The sequence below is a fragment of the Curtobacterium pusillum genome (assembly GCF_007680845.1).
Lineage (GTDB): Bacteria > Actinomycetota > Actinomycetes > Actinomycetales > Microbacteriaceae > Curtobacterium > Curtobacterium pusillum_B.
In genome coordinates, this window is sequence record NZ_VEIY01000005.1 from 20016 (window position 1) to 35408 (window position 15393).

18 protein-coding genes are annotated in these 15393 nt (G+C 69.2%); 12 read left to right on the top strand and 6 right to left on the bottom strand.

Annotated elements, in window-relative coordinates; translation table 11 throughout:
* Positions 1-18: 18 nt before the first annotated feature.
* From FS825_RS11840 to FS825_RS11850, 3 genes are read right to left on the bottom strand one after another with little or no spacing between them, the layout of a single operon-like run.
* The gene (locus FS825_RS11840) at positions 19-477 is read right to left on the bottom strand and encodes a hypothetical protein (RefSeq protein ID WP_144713258.1); all 459 of its coding nucleotides are present in this window, start codon (positions 475-477) and stop codon (positions 19-21) included.
* Positions 474-1784, bottom strand: coding sequence for a hypothetical protein (locus FS825_RS11845; RefSeq protein WP_186377215.1), 1311 nt, complete (start codon positions 1782-1784; stop codon positions 474-476). Before FS825_RS11845 ends, FS825_RS11840 begins: the two co-directional genes overlap by 4 nt.
* Positions 1785-1797: 13 nt before the next feature.
* Complete coding sequence (locus FS825_RS11850; RefSeq protein ID WP_144713262.1) at positions 1798-2574, bottom strand: SDR family NAD(P)-dependent oxidoreductase; 777 nt, start codon at positions 2572-2574, stop codon at positions 1798-1800.
* A 339-nt stretch (positions 2575-2913) separates the two neighbouring features.
* Here FS825_RS11850 and FS825_RS11855 point away from each other — a divergent pair, with 339 nt between their 5' ends.
* From FS825_RS11855 to FS825_RS11870, 5 genes are all read left to right on the top strand, one after another.
* Positions 2914-3804, top strand: a complete 891-nt coding sequence (locus FS825_RS11855) for an ABC transporter ATP-binding protein (RefSeq protein ID WP_144713264.1) — start codon at positions 2914-2916, stop codon at positions 3802-3804.
* Complete coding sequence (locus tag FS825_RS11860; protein ID WP_144713266.1) at positions 3801-5402, top strand: ABC transporter permease; 1602 nt, start codon at positions 3801-3803, stop codon at positions 5400-5402. The genes FS825_RS11855 and FS825_RS11860 overlap by 4 nt, the downstream gene beginning before the upstream one ends.
* Positions 5403-5491: 89 nt before the next feature.
* A complete protein-coding gene (locus FS825_RS11865; protein WP_144713268.1) occupies positions 5492-5839 on the top strand; it encodes a nuclear transport factor 2 family protein in 348 nt (115 codons plus the stop codon).
* Positions 5840-5970: 131 nt separating this feature from the next.
* Positions 5971-6216 carry a DUF4238 domain-containing protein gene (locus FS825_RS18660; RefSeq protein ID WP_186377216.1) on the top strand — a complete coding sequence of 82 codons (246 nt, stop codon included), beginning with the start codon at positions 5971-5973 and terminating at the stop codon, positions 6214-6216.
* Positions 6213-6527: a hypothetical protein gene (locus FS825_RS11870; RefSeq protein WP_144713270.1), complete on the top strand. Its 315-nt coding sequence runs from the start codon at positions 6213-6215 to the stop codon at positions 6525-6527. The genes FS825_RS18660 and FS825_RS11870 overlap by 4 nt, the downstream gene beginning before the upstream one ends.
* Positions 6528-6697: 170 nt before the next feature.
* On the opposite strand, the gene FS825_RS11875 is transcribed toward FS825_RS11870, so the two are convergent.
* Together FS825_RS11875 and cmtR are read right to left on the bottom strand one after the other, a co-directional pair.
* On the bottom strand, positions 6698-7381 hold the full coding sequence (locus FS825_RS11875) for a cation diffusion facilitator family transporter (protein ID WP_144713272.1): 684 nt from the start codon (positions 7379-7381) through the stop codon (positions 6698-6700).
* Positions 7378-7731: a Cd(II)/Pb(II)-sensing metalloregulatory transcriptional regulator CmtR gene (cmtR, locus tag FS825_RS11880; RefSeq protein WP_313960545.1), complete on the bottom strand. Its 354-nt coding sequence runs from the start codon at positions 7729-7731 to the stop codon at positions 7378-7380. Before cmtR ends, FS825_RS11875 begins: the two co-directional genes overlap by 4 nt.
* 421 nt (positions 7732-8152) lie before the next feature.
* Between cmtR and FS825_RS11885 the strand changes: the two genes are divergently transcribed.
* The 5 genes from FS825_RS11885 (at position 8153) to FS825_RS11905 (ending at position 12237) form a co-directional block, all read left to right on the top strand.
* Complete coding sequence (locus tag FS825_RS11885; RefSeq protein WP_260981147.1) at positions 8153-8914, top strand: carboxymuconolactone decarboxylase family protein; 762 nt, start codon at positions 8153-8155, stop codon at positions 8912-8914.
* A gap of 123 nt (positions 8915-9037) precedes the next feature.
* A complete protein-coding gene (locus FS825_RS11890) occupies positions 9038-9445 on the top strand; it encodes a cupin domain-containing protein (protein ID WP_144713274.1) in 408 nt (135 codons plus the stop codon).
* Between the two features lie 102 nt (positions 9446-9547).
* Positions 9548-10570: a zinc-dependent alcohol dehydrogenase family protein gene (locus FS825_RS11895; protein WP_144713276.1), complete on the top strand. Its 1023-nt coding sequence runs from the start codon at positions 9548-9550 to the stop codon at positions 10568-10570.
* A gap of 78 nt (positions 10571-10648) precedes the next feature.
* Positions 10649-11023, top strand: a complete 375-nt coding sequence (locus tag FS825_RS11900; RefSeq protein WP_144713278.1) for a DUF2255 family protein — start codon at positions 10649-10651, stop codon at positions 11021-11023.
* Positions 11020-12237 (top strand): MFS transporter, encoded by a 1218-nt coding sequence (locus FS825_RS11905; RefSeq protein ID WP_222126927.1) that lies wholly within the window; start codon positions 11020-11022, stop codon positions 12235-12237. Before FS825_RS11900 ends, FS825_RS11905 begins: the two co-directional genes overlap by 4 nt.
* A 71-nt stretch (positions 12238-12308) precedes the next feature.
* Here FS825_RS11905 and FS825_RS11910 read toward each other — a convergent pair whose 3' ends face one another.
* Complete coding sequence (locus tag FS825_RS11910) at positions 12309-13373, bottom strand: aldo/keto reductase (RefSeq protein WP_144713280.1); 1065 nt, start codon at positions 13371-13373, stop codon at positions 12309-12311.
* A gap of 108 nt (positions 13374-13481) precedes the next feature.
* Between FS825_RS11910 and FS825_RS11915 the strand changes: the two genes are divergently transcribed.
* Together FS825_RS11915 and FS825_RS11920 are read left to right on the top strand one after the other, a co-directional pair.
* Positions 13482-14387 (top strand): helix-turn-helix transcriptional regulator, encoded by a 906-nt coding sequence (locus FS825_RS11915; RefSeq protein WP_144713282.1) that lies wholly within the window; start codon positions 13482-13484, stop codon positions 14385-14387.
* Positions 14384-15373 carry an aldo/keto reductase gene (locus FS825_RS11920; RefSeq protein ID WP_144713283.1) on the top strand — a complete coding sequence of 330 codons (990 nt, stop codon included), beginning with the start codon at positions 14384-14386 and terminating at the stop codon, positions 15371-15373. The genes FS825_RS11915 and FS825_RS11920 overlap by 4 nt, the downstream gene beginning before the upstream one ends.
* Positions 15374-15393: the final 20 nt, after the last annotated feature.

Below are 15393 nucleotides of genomic sequence, written 5' to 3' on the forward strand. Positions count from 1 at the left end.
GGTTGCGCCGAAGCGCCGTCAGTCGCAACGAGTCGCGTGCCGGCGGTCGCGGAGAAGCAGGTCGAGTTCGCCGCTCGTGAGCACGGTGATACCGAAGAGGCGCGCCATCGCGAGAACTGCGTCGTCGTTCGAGACGATCGCCCATTCGTCGCCGAACAGGCCCTCGTTCTCTCCTTGGACGGCGTCCAGAGCGCACGCCACGAGCATCGGATCTGCGTTGCCCTTGCCGCTGTACAGGTTGACCAGACGGACATCGTCGACAGGAACACGTTCCATGACCCGCTGGAGCTGACGCAACACCCGTGCGGTCGTTCCGTACTCGAGCGCAGCGAGGGCCGCTGCGTCCTGGAGGAACCGAGCTTCGTGCAACACCTCCGAGGGGATACGACAGTTCTCGCGGATGAACGACCTTGACCGCTCTTCCGCCGTGAGACGCGAGAGGACGTTGTTGTCGAGAAGGTACCGGTGCCCCATCATCCGAGGGATTCTCGGAAGTCGCGAATCTGGTGTGGCTTGATCTTGTTCGCGCACACGGTCCGGCAGAAATCGCCCGGCGAGACCCGCCCGGCGTCCAGCGCCCTGACCATACGGGCCGAGAACTCCCTGCCGTTGTAGGTACGGATACCGTTCACTGGTTTGGGCTGCTGTGCCCGACTGGGCGGCCGGGCGGCAAATTCTCGACCGAGGGCATTGAGGTGGGCACTGGCAGTCGCCGGGGTCATGAGACGCAATCGCTGTGCTCGGACGACCAGGGCGCTCGGGGTCACCTTGAATCGATCCGACCCAATCTTCACGTCCTCGAGCGTCTGCAGGTCGAGTGCGCGGACGGCAGCCTCCGGCATGAGGATCTCGCCGACGATGTCGTACTCCCGGCCGGGCCCGACGGCGGGACTCCGGCCGTCGTACGTCACAGGGGCGAAGATGCCCCGTGCGACGAGAACGGCGAGCAACGTCAATGTGAAGAGCTGCCGCCCCTCGGGCTCCTGGTCGTCCCCGTGGTCCCCGCGTGCGAGGAAGATGTACGGGACCTTCTTGTCCTTCACGGTCAGCCCGCTGAACTTCACCTCGATGAGCTGCGGCATGAACCCGCGAACGCTGAGCGAGACGAGGACTTGCCGCGCTTCCAGTCGCTCGGTCATGATCTCGAGCGCGCGCTTCTTCGTCCGCGCCTGGGCGAGGATGTCGCGTTCGAGCCCGAGAGCGTCGAGCAGCACTCGAGCGTCTTCCGCCGCCGTCCCTCGCGGGCTCTTGAGCAGGCCCACGATCCGGTTGTCTTCGAGCCCAGGGTCGTGCTTCCGGAGCAGCATCTGCTTCCGGATCAGGTCCTTGATGATGAGCTCGACGTCCTTCACATCGATCGTCGTCCGAGAGTTGAGCGCGAACGTCTCCTTGCTCACACCCTGGAGGAGCTTGGCCGTCTTGGTCGCGATCTGCGCACGGACGTGGTCGTGGGGAGCGAAGAACAGCGGGTACGGGATGTCTGCCTTCCGCGACAGCTCGACGAGGTCACCGAACGTGATCTCGGCACGATCGAGCGCTTGCCGGTAAGGGGCGCGGCCACTGACGACAGAGTTCTCGAAGAGGTCCTCGAACACCTGACGGTCAATCATGGTCCGAGTGCCGTTCAGCCCTACGGCGATCTGACGGGCCGTCCCGACCTGCTCGCCTCGAGGTTGCTCCGACGTCATTGCTCGACGATCACTCATTCCTTGGCTGATCGCGACCCCGAATTCGAGGCACGAGCCGAACAGGATCCTCGCCTCGCTGTCGATGCCACCGCACACCGCTCCGTCCTGGTCAGATCGTGCACCAGCCGCCGTCCGACGGCAGCACCGCTCCGGTGACGTTCGCCGAGTCGTCGCTCAACAACCACGTGATCGCAGCAGCGAGCTGTCCGGCCGTGGCGATGGGAGGCACGTTCGCGTGCAGGTACGGGCCGAGCCGCTCTCCGGCGTACAGCGACCGGAACGGTGCCTCGATGCTCGTCGCGACGGCTCCCGGTGCGACGGCATTGCACCGGACACCCGCGGGTGCGTAGAAGAACGCCGTGCTCCGCATGAAGCCGTTCACCGCGTGCTTCGACGTCGTGTACGCGGTCCCGGCCGCAGAGCCCCGCAAGCCGGCTTCGGACGACACCATCACGATGGTCCCCTTGCCTGCCCGGATCATCGTCGGCAGGACGGCCCGCGTGAGTCGCATCACCGCGGTCAAGTTGACAGCGATGACACGCTCCCAGACCTCGTCCTCGAGCTCAGCGGTCGGGACGAACCCGTCCGTGATCCCAGCGACGTTGGCGAGCCCGTCGATCCTGCCCTCTGCGGCAGCGACGACCTGGTCGATCACCCGTCGATCAGCGACGTCCCCGGCGACGGTGATCAACCGATCGGACTGAGCCGCGACGACGAGCCGGTCCAGTCGTTTCGGGAGTACGTCGACACCGATGACCAGTGCGCCTTCAGCGATCAGTCGTTCGGTCGTCCCTCGACCGATCCCGGCTCCTGCGCCGGTGACGATGACGGTCTGGCCGGCGAAGTGACCCGGCACCGTCAGAGTCCCTGCGGTGTTCCTGTCCATGGCTGGCTCCGTCTTCCGTCCGGGAGCGGGCCATCGACACAGCCAGCGCTCAGCGTTGCCAGCCCTGATGCTGACCCGTCGCCCCACCTCAGCGTTCGCATCGCAACTGCACCAGGGTCCTTCGCCCTGACGGTCTCGTCCGGCGGGACGTTCGACCCGCAACGGCCGGTCGAACGCGGATTAACGTGACCGTGCACCGGGCAAGTACGCGCCCCGACGGGCAGGAGAGCACCATGGACGGCGAACCGATCCTCGTCGATCGCTCCGCATCTCTGGTGAGCGGGCCTGCGCTGTGGTCCATCGGTCCAGCGCCTTCATCAACAGGCGTATCGTCCGCTCATGGATGACATCGTCGTCGTCAGGGCGCTCGTGAAGACCTTCGGCCGGACCCGGGCCCTCGACGGGCTCGACCTGCGGGTCAGCGAGGGCGAGGTGCACGGGTTCCTCGGCCCGAACGGCGCCGGCAAGTCGACCACACTGCGGGTGCTCCTCGGCCTCATCCGCGCTCAGCGAGGTGATGTGCGCGTCCTCGGGCGTGACCCCTGGCGGGACGCGGTGGCAGTGCACGCCGACCTGGCATCGGTACCGGGCGACGTCGCCCTCTGGCCTGAGCTCTCGGGTGGCGAGACGATCGACCTCCTCACCGCCCTTCGGGGCGGCGCCGACCGGGCACTCCGGGACCGCTTGGTGCGGGATTTCGACCTCGACACGCGGAAGCGCGCTCGCTCGTACTCGAAGGGCAACCGGCAGAAGGTCGCGCTCATCGCGGCGTTCGCCCGACCGGCGCGGCTCTACGTCCTCGACGAACCGACCAGCGGTCTCGACCCGTTGATGGAGGAGGTGTTCCGGGACGAGGTCCGCCGCGTGCGAGCCGACGGCGCGACCGTCCTGCTGTCGAGCCACCTGCTCGCCGAGGTCGAGGCACTCTGCGACCGCGTCACGATCGTGCGCGCCGGACGCGTCGTCGAGACGGGGACGATCGCCGAGATGCGGCACCTGACGCGCAGCGCGGTGTCGGTCCGGACCCACACTCCAGCCGACCGCATCGCCGCGCTCGACGGCGTGCACGACCTCGTCCGCGACGGCGACACGCTCCGCTTCGGTGCCGAGCCCGCGGCGGTCGCCGCGGTCGTCGCCGCGCTTGACGGCCACCGCGTGGACGCCCTCACGATCGAGCCCCCGTCCCTCGAGGAGCTGTTCCTCCGCCACTACGGCCGGGAGGCACGGTGAGCGTCATCGGGACCGCGCTCCGTCGCGAGCGGGTCAGGATCCCGGTCTGGGCGGTCGTCGCAGCGCTCCTCGCCGGCGCGACGGCAGCGGCGGTGCCGCAGGCGTACGGCACGGTCACCGAGCGCCGGTCCCTGGTCGAGGTCATCACGGCGTCTCCGAGCCTGCTCGCGCTCCGCGGTGTGCCCGACGGCACCGGCGAGGGCGCCTACGCGTTCTTCGAGGTCTTCACGTACCTCGGACTCACCACAGGCCTGATGTCCGTGTTCCTCGTGACCCGACACACCCGAACCGACGAGGAGACCGGGCGCGCGGAGCTCGTGCGCTCCACCCCGGTCCCTCGCTGGTCGCCGGTGGTCGCCGCTGCCACGGCCGCCCTCGTCGCGAACGTCGCGGTCAGCGTGCTCGTCGCCGCCGCCCTGACCGCTGGCGGGCTGGACGCAGGAGGCTCTGCCCTGACCGGCGCCGCGACGGCCGCGGTGGGCCTGTCGTACGCCGGGGTGGCGCTGGTGACCGCGCAGGTCGCACCGACCGCCCGCGGTGCGAACACCCTCGGCATCTCGGTCGTTGCCGGGACGTACCTGCTCCGCGTGGTCGGTGACGCCCTGGGCAGCAGGAGCACCGACGGCCTCACCGTGACGAGCGCGTGGCCGAGCTGGCTCAGCCCGATCGGTTGGGCACAGCACGTGTTCCCCTACACGCGGCAGGACCCACGCCCGCTCCTCCTCTGCCTCGTCGTGGCGGTCACGGGTCTGGTCGTCGCGATGGGGTCGAACGCGCGGCGCGACCTCGGCGCGGCCCTGCTGCCGGAGCGGCCTGGCCGAGCGACCGGGCGACTGCACTCGTCGCTCGGCTTGGCGTTCCGTCTCCACCGCGGCACGATCGCGGCGTGGGCGGTCGGGGGTGCGCTGACGGGGCTGCTCGCTGGCGCCCTCGGCACCACGGCGATCGACGCGGTACGCGGGGACCCGTCGGTCGTCCGGCTGCTCGGGACCCTCGTGCCAGGCGGTCGCGGTGCGCTGCTCGACGAGTTCGTCGCCGCAGTCGTGGGCATCTCATCAGTCCTCGCCGCAGCCGCGGGCATCGGCAGCGTCCTCCGCGCCGCCGAGGACGACCGCACGGGACGCGCCGAGCTGCTGCTGGCAACACGGGTCGGACGGGTCCGACACCTCGCCGAGTGGCTTGCGGTGGGGGCAGTCGGAGCGCTCGTCGTCGCGTTCGCCACGGGTCTGGTCGGCGGGCTGGCCTTCCTAATCACCGGATCCGATCCCAGTCGGTTCTGGTCCACCGTGGCCGCTGCACTGGTCCAGCTGCCGGCTGCGCTCGTGCTCGTGGCCGTCGTCGCGGTGATCGGAGCAGTACTGCCGCGCGCGGTGTCCTGGGCGGGCTGGGGCACCCTCGGTGCTGCACTGCTCCTCGGGCAATTCGGAGGCCTGCTCCGGGTGCCGAACTGGGCGCGGCAGGTGAGCCCGTTCACCCACACGCCCGGCGTCCCGGCGGAACACGTCGTCTGGTCGGGAGCCTGGTGGCTGCTGGTCGTCGCCTCGGTGCTCGGCGCAGTGGCGCTCGTGCTCGTCCGTCGACGAGAGGTCCGCTCGTGACCTCGCCCGCCACACCGCCCCCGCTGGCGCGCTTGGCGGCGGCGCGACAGCACCGAGGTGACCGTGAGAGGCCCTCTCAATAGCCAAGGATTCTTCGCACAAGCCGGAGCGTTGCTGCCGAAGTACCAGACAAGGCAGGTTCGTCGAGACGCGGCAGCGCCCGCGGAGTCAACCCGCAGACCGGCGACGGCCCGGACGCGTTCGTCGGGTACGTCCACTGGCTGCGCGGACAGGTCCCCGAACTGCACCTGGACATCAAGCGGACAATAGCCGAGGGCGACCTCGTCGTCACCCACAGCAACCTGCACCTGGCGCCGGGCGACCGCGGCATGGCGGTGGCGGACTTCTGGCGGCTCGACGGCGGCCGGATCGTCGAGCACTGGGACGTCATCCAGGAGGTCCCGGAGGAAGCAGCGAACACCAACACGATGTTCTGACCTCGCCGCGTCAGGAGCGGCCGCGGAGGACGAGCTCGGGTCAGGTCCCCCGCGGTTCGCGGCTCATCCCTCGATGATCACCTCGTGGCCGAGAACGGTTCAAGGCTCGACTAGAGCGCGACGGTCGGACCGTGCCCGATGAGAGGGTGCAGCAGCTGTGGGATGAAGCCATGCGTCCCGAGGGACCTCCCGTACAAGTCAGCCATGGCGAGTTCGCCGAACAGATGTTGAAGACGGCCGACGGACTTCTGAAGTACCTGATCGGACGGCCTTGGACGCTGGTCCGGTTCGACCGCCGGTCGCTCATCACCTCAGACTCCCCTGTGAGCTTGGTCGCACAACCTGATGCCAACGAGCGGGAAGGGTCGGGTACATGACCGCTTGGGGCATCATGATGCCCCTGACGCGGAAGCTAGGGCTAATCATGGGAGACCCGACGCCATTCCACGGTCAGGTGCCAGTCGAAGAGGTGCACCAGGGGCTGTGGGACACCCTTATCCCCGTCGGGACCACCGCGTACGAACGCTTTTTCAACGAGCACACGATCGGACACTCGAGCCAATGGCTCTACTGTCACCCTGACGATGAGCATCGCGTCCCGGACGATCTACCGGAACCCCGTCTCGTGAACATGCACATCCAGAACGACCCTTGGAAGTTCAACGGCGAACCGAACGGCGTTGTTTGATCGCGACACGACCCGCTGCGCCGGCGCCCCCTCAGCAAAACAGCGTGGACAAGAACACGCGAGACAGCGCGAACAGTCACAGAGAGTTCATCGGCGCAGGCCGCCGCGGGTTGCGTCCAAGCGCCCGAGTGGCCGGTTGACGATGGCGTACCAGAACGGCTCGACGGCAGTCAGCAGCAGTCGCAGGCGTTGACTTCACGCTCGCCAGTCAGCGCCGACACAGGCTGCTTGCAGGCATCACCGCGCCAAGCTTCAAGACCCTCGCGGACAGCGAAGACGACCACGACCAGTCCCGCCACCGGGTCAGCCCAAGACCAGCCGAACAGGGTGTTCAGTAGCAGGCCGATGAGGACGGCTGCCGACAGGTAGCTGCACACCAGGGTCTGCTTCGAGTCCGCGATCGCGGACGCGGAGCCGAGTTCTTTCCCGGTGCGCCGTTCCAGCAGACTGAGGAACGGCATGACCGCGAGGCTGACCGCAGCGAGGACGATCCCGACGGTGCTGTGCTCCGGCTCGCGGAGCCCCGCGAAGGTGAGGACGGCGTCAACGGTGACGTACAGCGCGAGTCCGAAGAGCGACACCGCGATCACCTTCAACGCGGTGCGCTCTCGCGCCTCCGGATCACGTCCGGCGAACTGCCATGCCACCGCCGCGGCGGAGAGCACTTCCACGATCGAATCGAGCCCAAACCCGACCAGCGCTGTCGAGGACGCCACCGTGCCAGCAGCGATCGCGATCACGGCTTCGATCACGTTGTAGGTAATCGTCGCAGCGACGATCCACCGTACGCGCCGCTGCAACACGCTTCGACGTGCGGCCGACAGTGGGGCGGTGAGCTGCACGGCGGCGCTCATGCGCCGGCTCCGCAGCACAGAGGCACGTCGCAGTTCTCATCCGCGCACTCGGCACCGTCGTCGACGGCGAGCACGACGTCGACCAGCGCGTCCAGCGCGCGGGTCAGATGCGGGTCCGCAATCTCGTACCGGGTGCTACGCCCCTCCGGGACAGCGACGACGATTCCACACCCCCGCAGGCACGCGAGATGGTTCGACACGTTCGTGCGCGTCAGGTCCAGCTCCTCCGCCAACCGTGCCGGATACCCGGGCTTGTCGAGCAGACGGAGCAGGATGCGCGCGCGCGTCGGATCAGCCAGCGCGCTGCCGAGTCGGTTCATCACGTCCAACCGAGAAGCAAGAGTCAGCACATACTGACTATACAGCGACCGGTGACTCCTCGAAGAGGTCACTGCCGTCTCGATAGGCGATCGGCTATCGGACGCCGTCGGGACCGACCGATCTGCGGCGTCCGAAGCCAATCTCGGCCGCAACACGGCACCACCCATCGAGTGACGTTCCGCGTCGAGGCTGGTGCTTCAAGTCCTACGTCCGCCTCCGGATCCCCTTTCGGGTATCGCGCCCAGAGCCGGAACGGGACAGGTTTTTCGGCAGCGAGGCCGGACACGACGGCGGTAGGAAGTGCAGCGACGTGCCGATCGGGCGCACGTTCTTCGTCAGTTGACACCGGCTGAGGGGTTCCCTGATCGGGCATCCCTCCGAGGGCGCGCAGCTCGTAGCGTCGGTGTCATGGTCGGGTTGCCGGCCGCGGAGCGACGACAGGAGCCACCAGTGACCCTTCACGACGACGCACAACACGAGCTCTCGATGCTGTTCCCCGACGCCACGATCGGACTCGCCGAAACCGATCCGGAGTACTGGGCGGCGTACTCCGACTTTGCGTACGGCGAGGTGCTCGCCAACTGCGACCTCGACCGCGAAGACCGGCTGATCTACCAGCTGGCAGCCACGGTCGCGATCGGCGCGCTGAGCGAGTTCCGTGGGCTGCTCGGTGCAGCGCTCGAGAACGGTGTCACGCCGGTGCAGGTGAAGGAGCTGGCGTACCAGGCCGTCGCCTACGTCGGTGTTGCCCGGGTCATCGACTTCATCGCGATCACCAACGACGCCCTCACCGAACGGGGCGTCGCGCTCCCGCTCCCAGGGCAGTCCACGACGACGCCAGACACCCGTATGGCGGTGGGAACAGCGAAGCAGAAGGAGATCATCGGCGCCGACAACGTCGACTCGATGTACGCGAACGCGCCTGCGGACGCTCAGCGGTTCCAGCGATTCCTCTCCGCAAACTGCTTCGGAGACCACTACACGCGGACCGGCTTCGACGTGCAACAGCGCGAACTCATCACCTTCGCACTGCTTGTTGCCCTCGGCGGAGCGGACAGCCAGGTCAAGGGGCACGTCGTCGCCAACATCACCGTCGGCAACACCCGGGCGCAGCTGCTCGACGTCCTCACCGTGCTCCTGCCCCAAATCGGCTACCCACGCACCCTCAACGGGCTCGCGCAGGTCGACGCCGCCGCACCTGCCGACAGCTGACGACGCCATGAGGGTTTCCCTGTCAGGGCATCCCTCACATATGCGCAACGCCATAACGTCGGACATGACGCAGCCGATCGGTCCGTCGACCAGCTGCCATCGCCCGTCATGAAGGAGCAACCGATGTCCCAGGAGATCCTGCCGAAGCAACCGACCATCAAGAACCCGCCGGAGCAGTTCGCCGGCGACGTCTGGGTCGACCCGATTGTCGCTCCGCAGGATGGTGACCAGCGCGCCACGCTCGCGCTGGTGAAGTTCGCCCCCGGAGCCCGCACCGCCTGGCACTCCCACGCCCGCGGCCAGTTCCTCCGCGTCACCCAGGGCGTCGCGCACTTCGGAACCCGCGACGGCGCGCTGATCACAGCACATCCGGGCGACACCGTGTACGTCTCCGCCGGCGAGGAGCACTTCCACGCCTCCGCGGAGGGCACGTTCATGGAGCACTTCGCGATGCTCGAGAACGCCGATGACCCCTCGACCACCACGACCTGGCTCGAGCACGTCACCGACGAGGACCTCGCCGGCCACTGAGCCGCACGGCACCCTCGCCGACATCCCGCACCGTCGCGGCCGGACCACATCGGTCCGGCCGTCGTCGTGTGCGCCACCACCTCTCACGAAAGGACTCCCGCCATGCGAGGAGCAGTGATGTACGCCCCGGGCGACGTCCGCGTCGACGAGCGCGACAAGCCCACCATCGTCAAGCCCACCGACGCCGTCATCAGGGTCGTCGCCACCTGCGTGTGCGGGTCCGACATGTGGCCCTGGCGCGGTGTCGAGCCCACCGAGCAGCCCACGCCGATGGGCCACGAGTACGTCGGTGTCGTCGAGGAGGTCGGCGACGACGTCCGGAACATCGAGGTCGGCCAGTTCGTCATCGGCTCGTTCATGGCCTCGGACAACACGTGCGAGATCTGCCAGGCCGGCTTCCAGTCCGGCTGCGTCCACGTTGAGTTCGTCGGCGCGGGCGGCGCGCAGGCCGAGTACCTGCGCGTCCCGCTCGCCGACGGTACCCTCGTCGCGACGCCGGAGATGCCCGCCGACGACAAGATCCCGTCCCTGCTCGCAGCGTCCGACGTCCTCGGCACCGGCTGGTTCGGCGCGAAGGCCGCCCAGGTCGGCCCCGGCAAGATCGTCGTCGTGGTCGGCGACGGCGCCGTGGGCCTCCTCGCGGTCCTCGCCGCAAAGCAGCTCGGCGCGGACCGCATCATCGCCATGTCTCGTCACGAGTCCCGGCAGGCCCTCGCTCGGGAGTTTGGCGCCACCGACATCGTCACCGAACGCGGCGACGAGGGCGTCGCGAAGATCAAAGAGCTCACCGGCGGGCTCGGCGCACACTCCGTCATCGAGGCGGTCGGCACGCAGGAGTCGATGATGCAGGCGATCCGGTCGACCCGGAACGGCGGGCACGTCGGCTACGTCGGTGTCTCCCACGACGTCGAGCTACCCGGCGAGGAGCTGTTCTTCTCCCACGTGCACCTGCTCGGCGGCCCGGCCCCGGTCCGGGAGTACCTGCCGGAGCTCATCGACCTCATCTGGACCGACGCGATCGACCCCGGCCGCGTGTTCGACCTCGAGGTGTCCCTCGACGACATCGCCGAGGGCTACCAGGCCATGGACGAGCGGCGCGCGATCAAGGCGCTCGTCCGCCTCTGACGGCGTCCGTCCCATCAGCCGGGCCTCCGGCGGCGTCCCCCCTCGCCGCCGGAGGCCCACCTCACGAACAGGAGCACCATGCCCACCTGGAACCCCGACACCATCGCCGCGATCGCCAGCAGCGATGACCTCCACGTCAGCCCCTTTCGGGCCGACGGCGTGACCTACGGCACGCCGACCTGGGTCTGGTCCGTCGTCGTCGACGGCGACCTCTACGTCCGCGCCTACAACGGGCGGAACTCCCGCTGGTACCGGTCCGCGATCGAACAGGGCGCCGGACGGATCAGCGCCGCCGGCACGGAGCACGACGTCACCTTCGAGGCGGTCGGCCCGGATCTGAACAGCCGCATCGACGCCGCCTACGAGACGAAGTACGCAGGCAGCCAGTACCTGCCGCCGATGCTGCAGGACGGCCCGACCTCGGCAACCGTCCGGATCAGCCCGCGTTCGTGAGCACCGACACCACGCCCACCGACAGCACGCCGGCGACCGGCACGGCCTCCACGACGGGGGGCCGGCTGCCGTTCGTGGTTCCGCTGCTCGCCGTGGGCACGTTCCTGATGAGCACGAGCGAGAACATCGTCGCCGGGCTCCTGCAGGAGATATCCGCCGACCTGCACGTCCCGGTCGCGCAGGTCGGTCTGCTCGTCACCGCGTTCGCGGTCGGGATGATCGTCGGCGCCCCCGTAATGGCCGTCGCCACTCTCCGGCTGCCGCGCCGGGGCACGCTCATCGCCGCACTCGTGGTGTTCGCGCTCGGCCACGTCGTCGCCGCCCTCAGCGACAGCTTCACCGTCGTGGTCATCGCCCGGGTGATCACAGCGGTCGCGACCGGCGCGTTCTGGTCCGTCGCCTCGGTCGTCGCCACGACCGCCGCCGGCCCCGCCAGGAGCTCCCGCGCGCTCGGCGTGATGATGAGCGGCGTCGGCCTCGCAACGGTGGCCGGCGTCCCGCTCGGCTCCCTCGCCGGCCAGGTCATCGGCTGGCGAGGATCGTTCTGGGCTCTCGCCGTCCTCGCTGCCGTCGCCGCGGTCGTGATCCGCCGGTACGCACCGGCCGACGGACCCCGTGCGCAGCAGTCCGCGATGGCGGAGATCCGGGCACTCCTCACCGGGCGGATCCTGCTGCTGGTGATCGCGACGATCCTGATCACCGGCTCGTATATGGGCGCCTTCGCGTACATCTCCCCGCTGCTCACGGACCGCACCGGCCTGCCGCTGTGGGCGGTACCGATCGTCCTGGTCTGCTTCGGGATCGGAGCGCTCGTCGGGACGAACGTCGCCGGTCGACGCGCCGACACGAGACCGATGAGCACGTTCATCGGCGCTGCGGTCGGCGTCGGGGTCGTCCTGGCGCTCCTGCTGCCGTTGTCGGCGTTCGCCGTTCCGACCCTGGTGCTCGTCGTCGCTCTGGGCATCACCGGGATGGCCGTCCCGCCCGTCGCGACCGGCCTCGCGGTGAGGTTTGCCGCGTCCGCGCCGACTCTTGCTGCAGCGGTCGCGGTCGCGGCGTTCAACCTCGGTATCGCGGTCGCCTCCGGCGTGGAGAGCGCGGCGCTTGACGGCCCGCTCGGTGTCACCGCCCCGGAGACGATCGGCGTCGGGCTCGTGGTCCTCGGGCTGGTCCCGCTCACGCTCCTGGCGCTGCGCACGCGGGGCGCTGACTGAGGCACCCTACTGAGAGACGGGAGGCGCGGCGCCAGCTGGCACCGCGCCTCCCGTCCGTCATCGGGTCGGCGTCACTGCGCGGCCTGGATGGTGTCCATCAGCGGCACACCGCCGTCGACGCTCCGGGCGCGCTGGGCGGCGCCGAACGGGCCGTACGGGTACTGGCCGACCTTCGGTGCGCTGACGGCGTCGAGGCGGTCGCGGATCGCGTCGTCGAGGTGCAGGTCAGCGGCCGCGAGGTTGTCGCGGAGCTGGTCCGTGTTCCGAGCTCCGATGATGGGGGCGGTCATGCCGGGGCGGTCGTGGAGCCAGCTCAGCGCGACGCGTGCGGGGCTCTGGCCGGTCTCGTCGGCTGCGGCGACGAGCGCGTCCACGACGTCCCACGTCTGCGGATCTGCGGCGCGGTAGGACGCCGTGTACTCGTACACCGGGTTGTCGGAGCTCGCTCGGGTGCCCGAGCTCGGGTTGCTGTCCCGGCGGTACTTGCCCGTCAGGAAGCCGTCGGCGAGCGGTGACCACGCGAGGATGCCGAGGCCGTTGTACGCGGCGCCGCCGAACACGTCGGACTCGCTTTCTCGGGACAGCAGGCTGTACTGCTGCTGGATGGTGACGGGTGCGTCAACACCCATCGCCTTCGCGGTGGAGACCATGAGCTGCAGCTGCCAGCCGGTGAAGTTGGAGATGCCGACCTGGTGGATCTTGCCGGCACTGATCGCGTCCCGCAGGAACGAGAACGTCTCCTCGACCGGGGTGATCGGGTCCCAGGCGTGCAGCTGGTAGAGGTCGACGTTGTCGCGTCCGAGGCGCCGCAACGACTGGTTGAGCTGGCGGTCGAGGTGCCGGCGGGAGTTGCCCTGGTCGTTGATGCCCGGACCGAGCGGCGACCGAGCCTTCGTCGCGATCACGATGGTGTCGGTGACTTCTGCCGGGCGGGCGGCGAACCATTTGCCGAGGGTCTCCTCGGACTTCCCGCCGCCGTAGACGTTGGCGGTGTCGATGAAGTTGCCGCCCGCGTCGACGTAGGCGTCGAGGACGGCGAATGCGTCCTGTTCCGGGGTCATCGTCCCGAAGTCCATCGTGCCGAGTGCCATCGACGAAACGACGGTGCCCGAGCGACCGAGTGTGCGGTGCTGCATGGTGTTCCCTTCTCGTGCTGTCGGGGTCGATGGTCGTCGCGGACGCTGCCGTGAGGGGTTCCCTGGTAGTACGTCCCTCCTGGACGTGCTCACTCATAGAGTCGCTGCATGAGCTCGAACCGCGATGACGTGAAGGACTTCCTCGCCAGCCGGCGCGCGCGGGTCCGCCCCGAACAGGTCGGCCTCCCGGCGGGCCCGAACCGACGGGTCGAGGGTCTCCGCCGCGGCGAGGTCGCGATGCTCGCCGACGTCAGCGTGGAGTACTACTCCCGACTCGAGCGCGGCAGCCTCGCGGGCGTGTCCGACGGTGTGCTCGAGGCGGTGGCCCGGGCGCTGCTGCTCGACGACGCCGAACGCGATCACCTGTTCGACCTGGCCCGCGCCGCGAACGCCTCCCCGGTGCGCGCCGGCCGCCGCTCCTCGACACCGAAGACGCTCCGCGTGGCACTGCAGTACACCCTCGACGCGTTCACCGGCGGTCCGGCGTTCATCCGCAACGACCACCTCGACATCCTCGGCGCGAACGCCCTCGGACGAGCCCTCTACGCCGACCTGTTCCGGAAGGCGGACCGCCCGAACCTCGCCCGGGCGGCGTTCCTCGACCGAGAGTGGTCCGACGCGTTCTACCCGGACTGGGACCTCGCCGCCGACCAGAGCGTCGCGATCCTCCGCGCCGCCGCCGGACACGACCCGTACGACCGGGACCTGCAGGACCTGATCGGTGAGCTCTCCACGCGCAGTCCGGAGTTCCGCGCGAAGTGGGGTGTCCACGATGTAGGCCGGCACGCGACCGGGGAGAAGCACTTCACCCACCCGGTGGTCGGCGCGCTCGACCTGTACTTCGAGGGCTCGCGCCTGATGAGCGACCCTGCGTTGAGCTTCCTGCTTTACACCGCCGAGCCCGGCTCACCGACCGCCGACGCCCTCCGGCTGCTCGGATCGATCGACGCCACCGACCGCCGCGACGCAGTGCGCGCCGCGGCCGACCCCGACCGATCAGGAGGACGCCCGTGAAGACACGGACACTCGGAACCGACCTCGAGGTCGCCGAGATCGGGCTCGGCTGCATGACGATGACCGGCGGCTACGGCGCCGACCCCGACTGGGCCGCGATGATCGCCCTGCTCCACGGTGCCGTCGACCAGGGCGTCACCCTGTTCGACACCGCCGAGACGTACGGCCCCCACCGCAACGAGGAACTCCTCGGCGAGGCCCTCGCCCCCGTCCGCGACCAGGTGACGATCGCCACGAAGTTCGCCAACGCGATCGACCCCGACACGCACCGACCGCTCGGACGGCTGCTGCGCCCCGACGAGGTCCGCGCCGCCGCCGAGGGGTCACTCCGCCGCCTCCGGACGGACCACATCGACCTCTACTACCAGCACCGCGTCAACCCCGAGCACCCGATCGAGGAGTTCGCCGGCGCCGTCCACGAGCTGATCACCGATGGCAAGGTGCTCCGCTACGGCATGTCCGAGGCCGCCGAGACGACCATCCGCCGCGCGCACGCCGTGCAGCCGGTGACCGCGATCCAGAGCGAGTACTCGCTGTGGTGGCGCCGCCCCGAGACCGGGGTGCTCTCGACATGCGACGAGCTCGGCATCGGCTTCGTGCCGTACAGCCCGCTCGGCAAGGGCTTCCTGACCGGAACGATCGACGCCTCGGTGACGTTCGGCGACAACGACCTGCGCGCCAGCATCCCGCGGTTCGAGGGCGACGCGCTCACCTCGAACGTCGCGCTGGTCGACGGAGTGCGGGAGATCGCCGCGGGACTCGGCTCAACGCCGGGACAGGTCGCGCTGGCGTGGCTTCTGGCCCGCAAGCCGTGGATCGTCCCGATCCCCGGCACGACGAAGCCGCACCGGCTCGCCGAGAACCTCAGGGCTGCTGCCGTTGACCTGTCCGACGCCGACGTCGACCGCCTCACGGCGCTCTCCGACTCCGTCGAGATCGTCGGCGGCCGGTACCCGGACTTCCTCGAGGCGCAGACCAATCTCTGACGACGGTCACGGTCGCGGAT

Coding starts and splice junctions, on each gene's coding strand:
- FS825_RS11840 (WP_144713258.1), bottom strand. CDS start 477: ATGATGGGGCACCGGTACCTTCTCGACAACAACGTCCTCTCGCGTCTC.
- FS825_RS11850 (WP_144713262.1), bottom strand. CDS start 2,574: ATGGACAGGAACACCGCAGGGACTCTGACGGTGCCGGGTCACTTCGCC.
- FS825_RS11855 (WP_144713264.1), top strand. CDS start 2,914: ATGGATGACATCGTCGTCGTCAGGGCGCTCGTGAAGACCTTCGGCCGG.
- FS825_RS11870 (WP_144713270.1), top strand. CDS start 6,213: ATGACCGCTTGGGGCATCATGATGCCCCTGACGCGGAAGCTAGGGCTA.
- FS825_RS11875 (WP_144713272.1), bottom strand. CDS start 7,381: ATGAGCGCCGCCGTGCAGCTCACCGCCCCACTGTCGGCCGCACGTCGA.
- FS825_RS11890 (WP_144713274.1), top strand. CDS start 9,038: ATGTCCCAGGAGATCCTGCCGAAGCAACCGACCATCAAGAACCCGCCG.
- FS825_RS11895 (WP_144713276.1), top strand. CDS start 9,548: ATGCGAGGAGCAGTGATGTACGCCCCGGGCGACGTCCGCGTCGACGAG.
- FS825_RS11900 (WP_144713278.1), top strand. CDS start 10,649: ATGCCCACCTGGAACCCCGACACCATCGCCGCGATCGCCAGCAGCGAT.
- FS825_RS11910 (WP_144713280.1), bottom strand. CDS start 13,373: ATGCAGCACCGCACACTCGGTCGCTCGGGCACCGTCGTTTCGTCGATG.
- FS825_RS11915 (WP_144713282.1), top strand. CDS start 13,482: ATGAGCTCGAACCGCGATGACGTGAAGGACTTCCTCGCCAGCCGGCGC.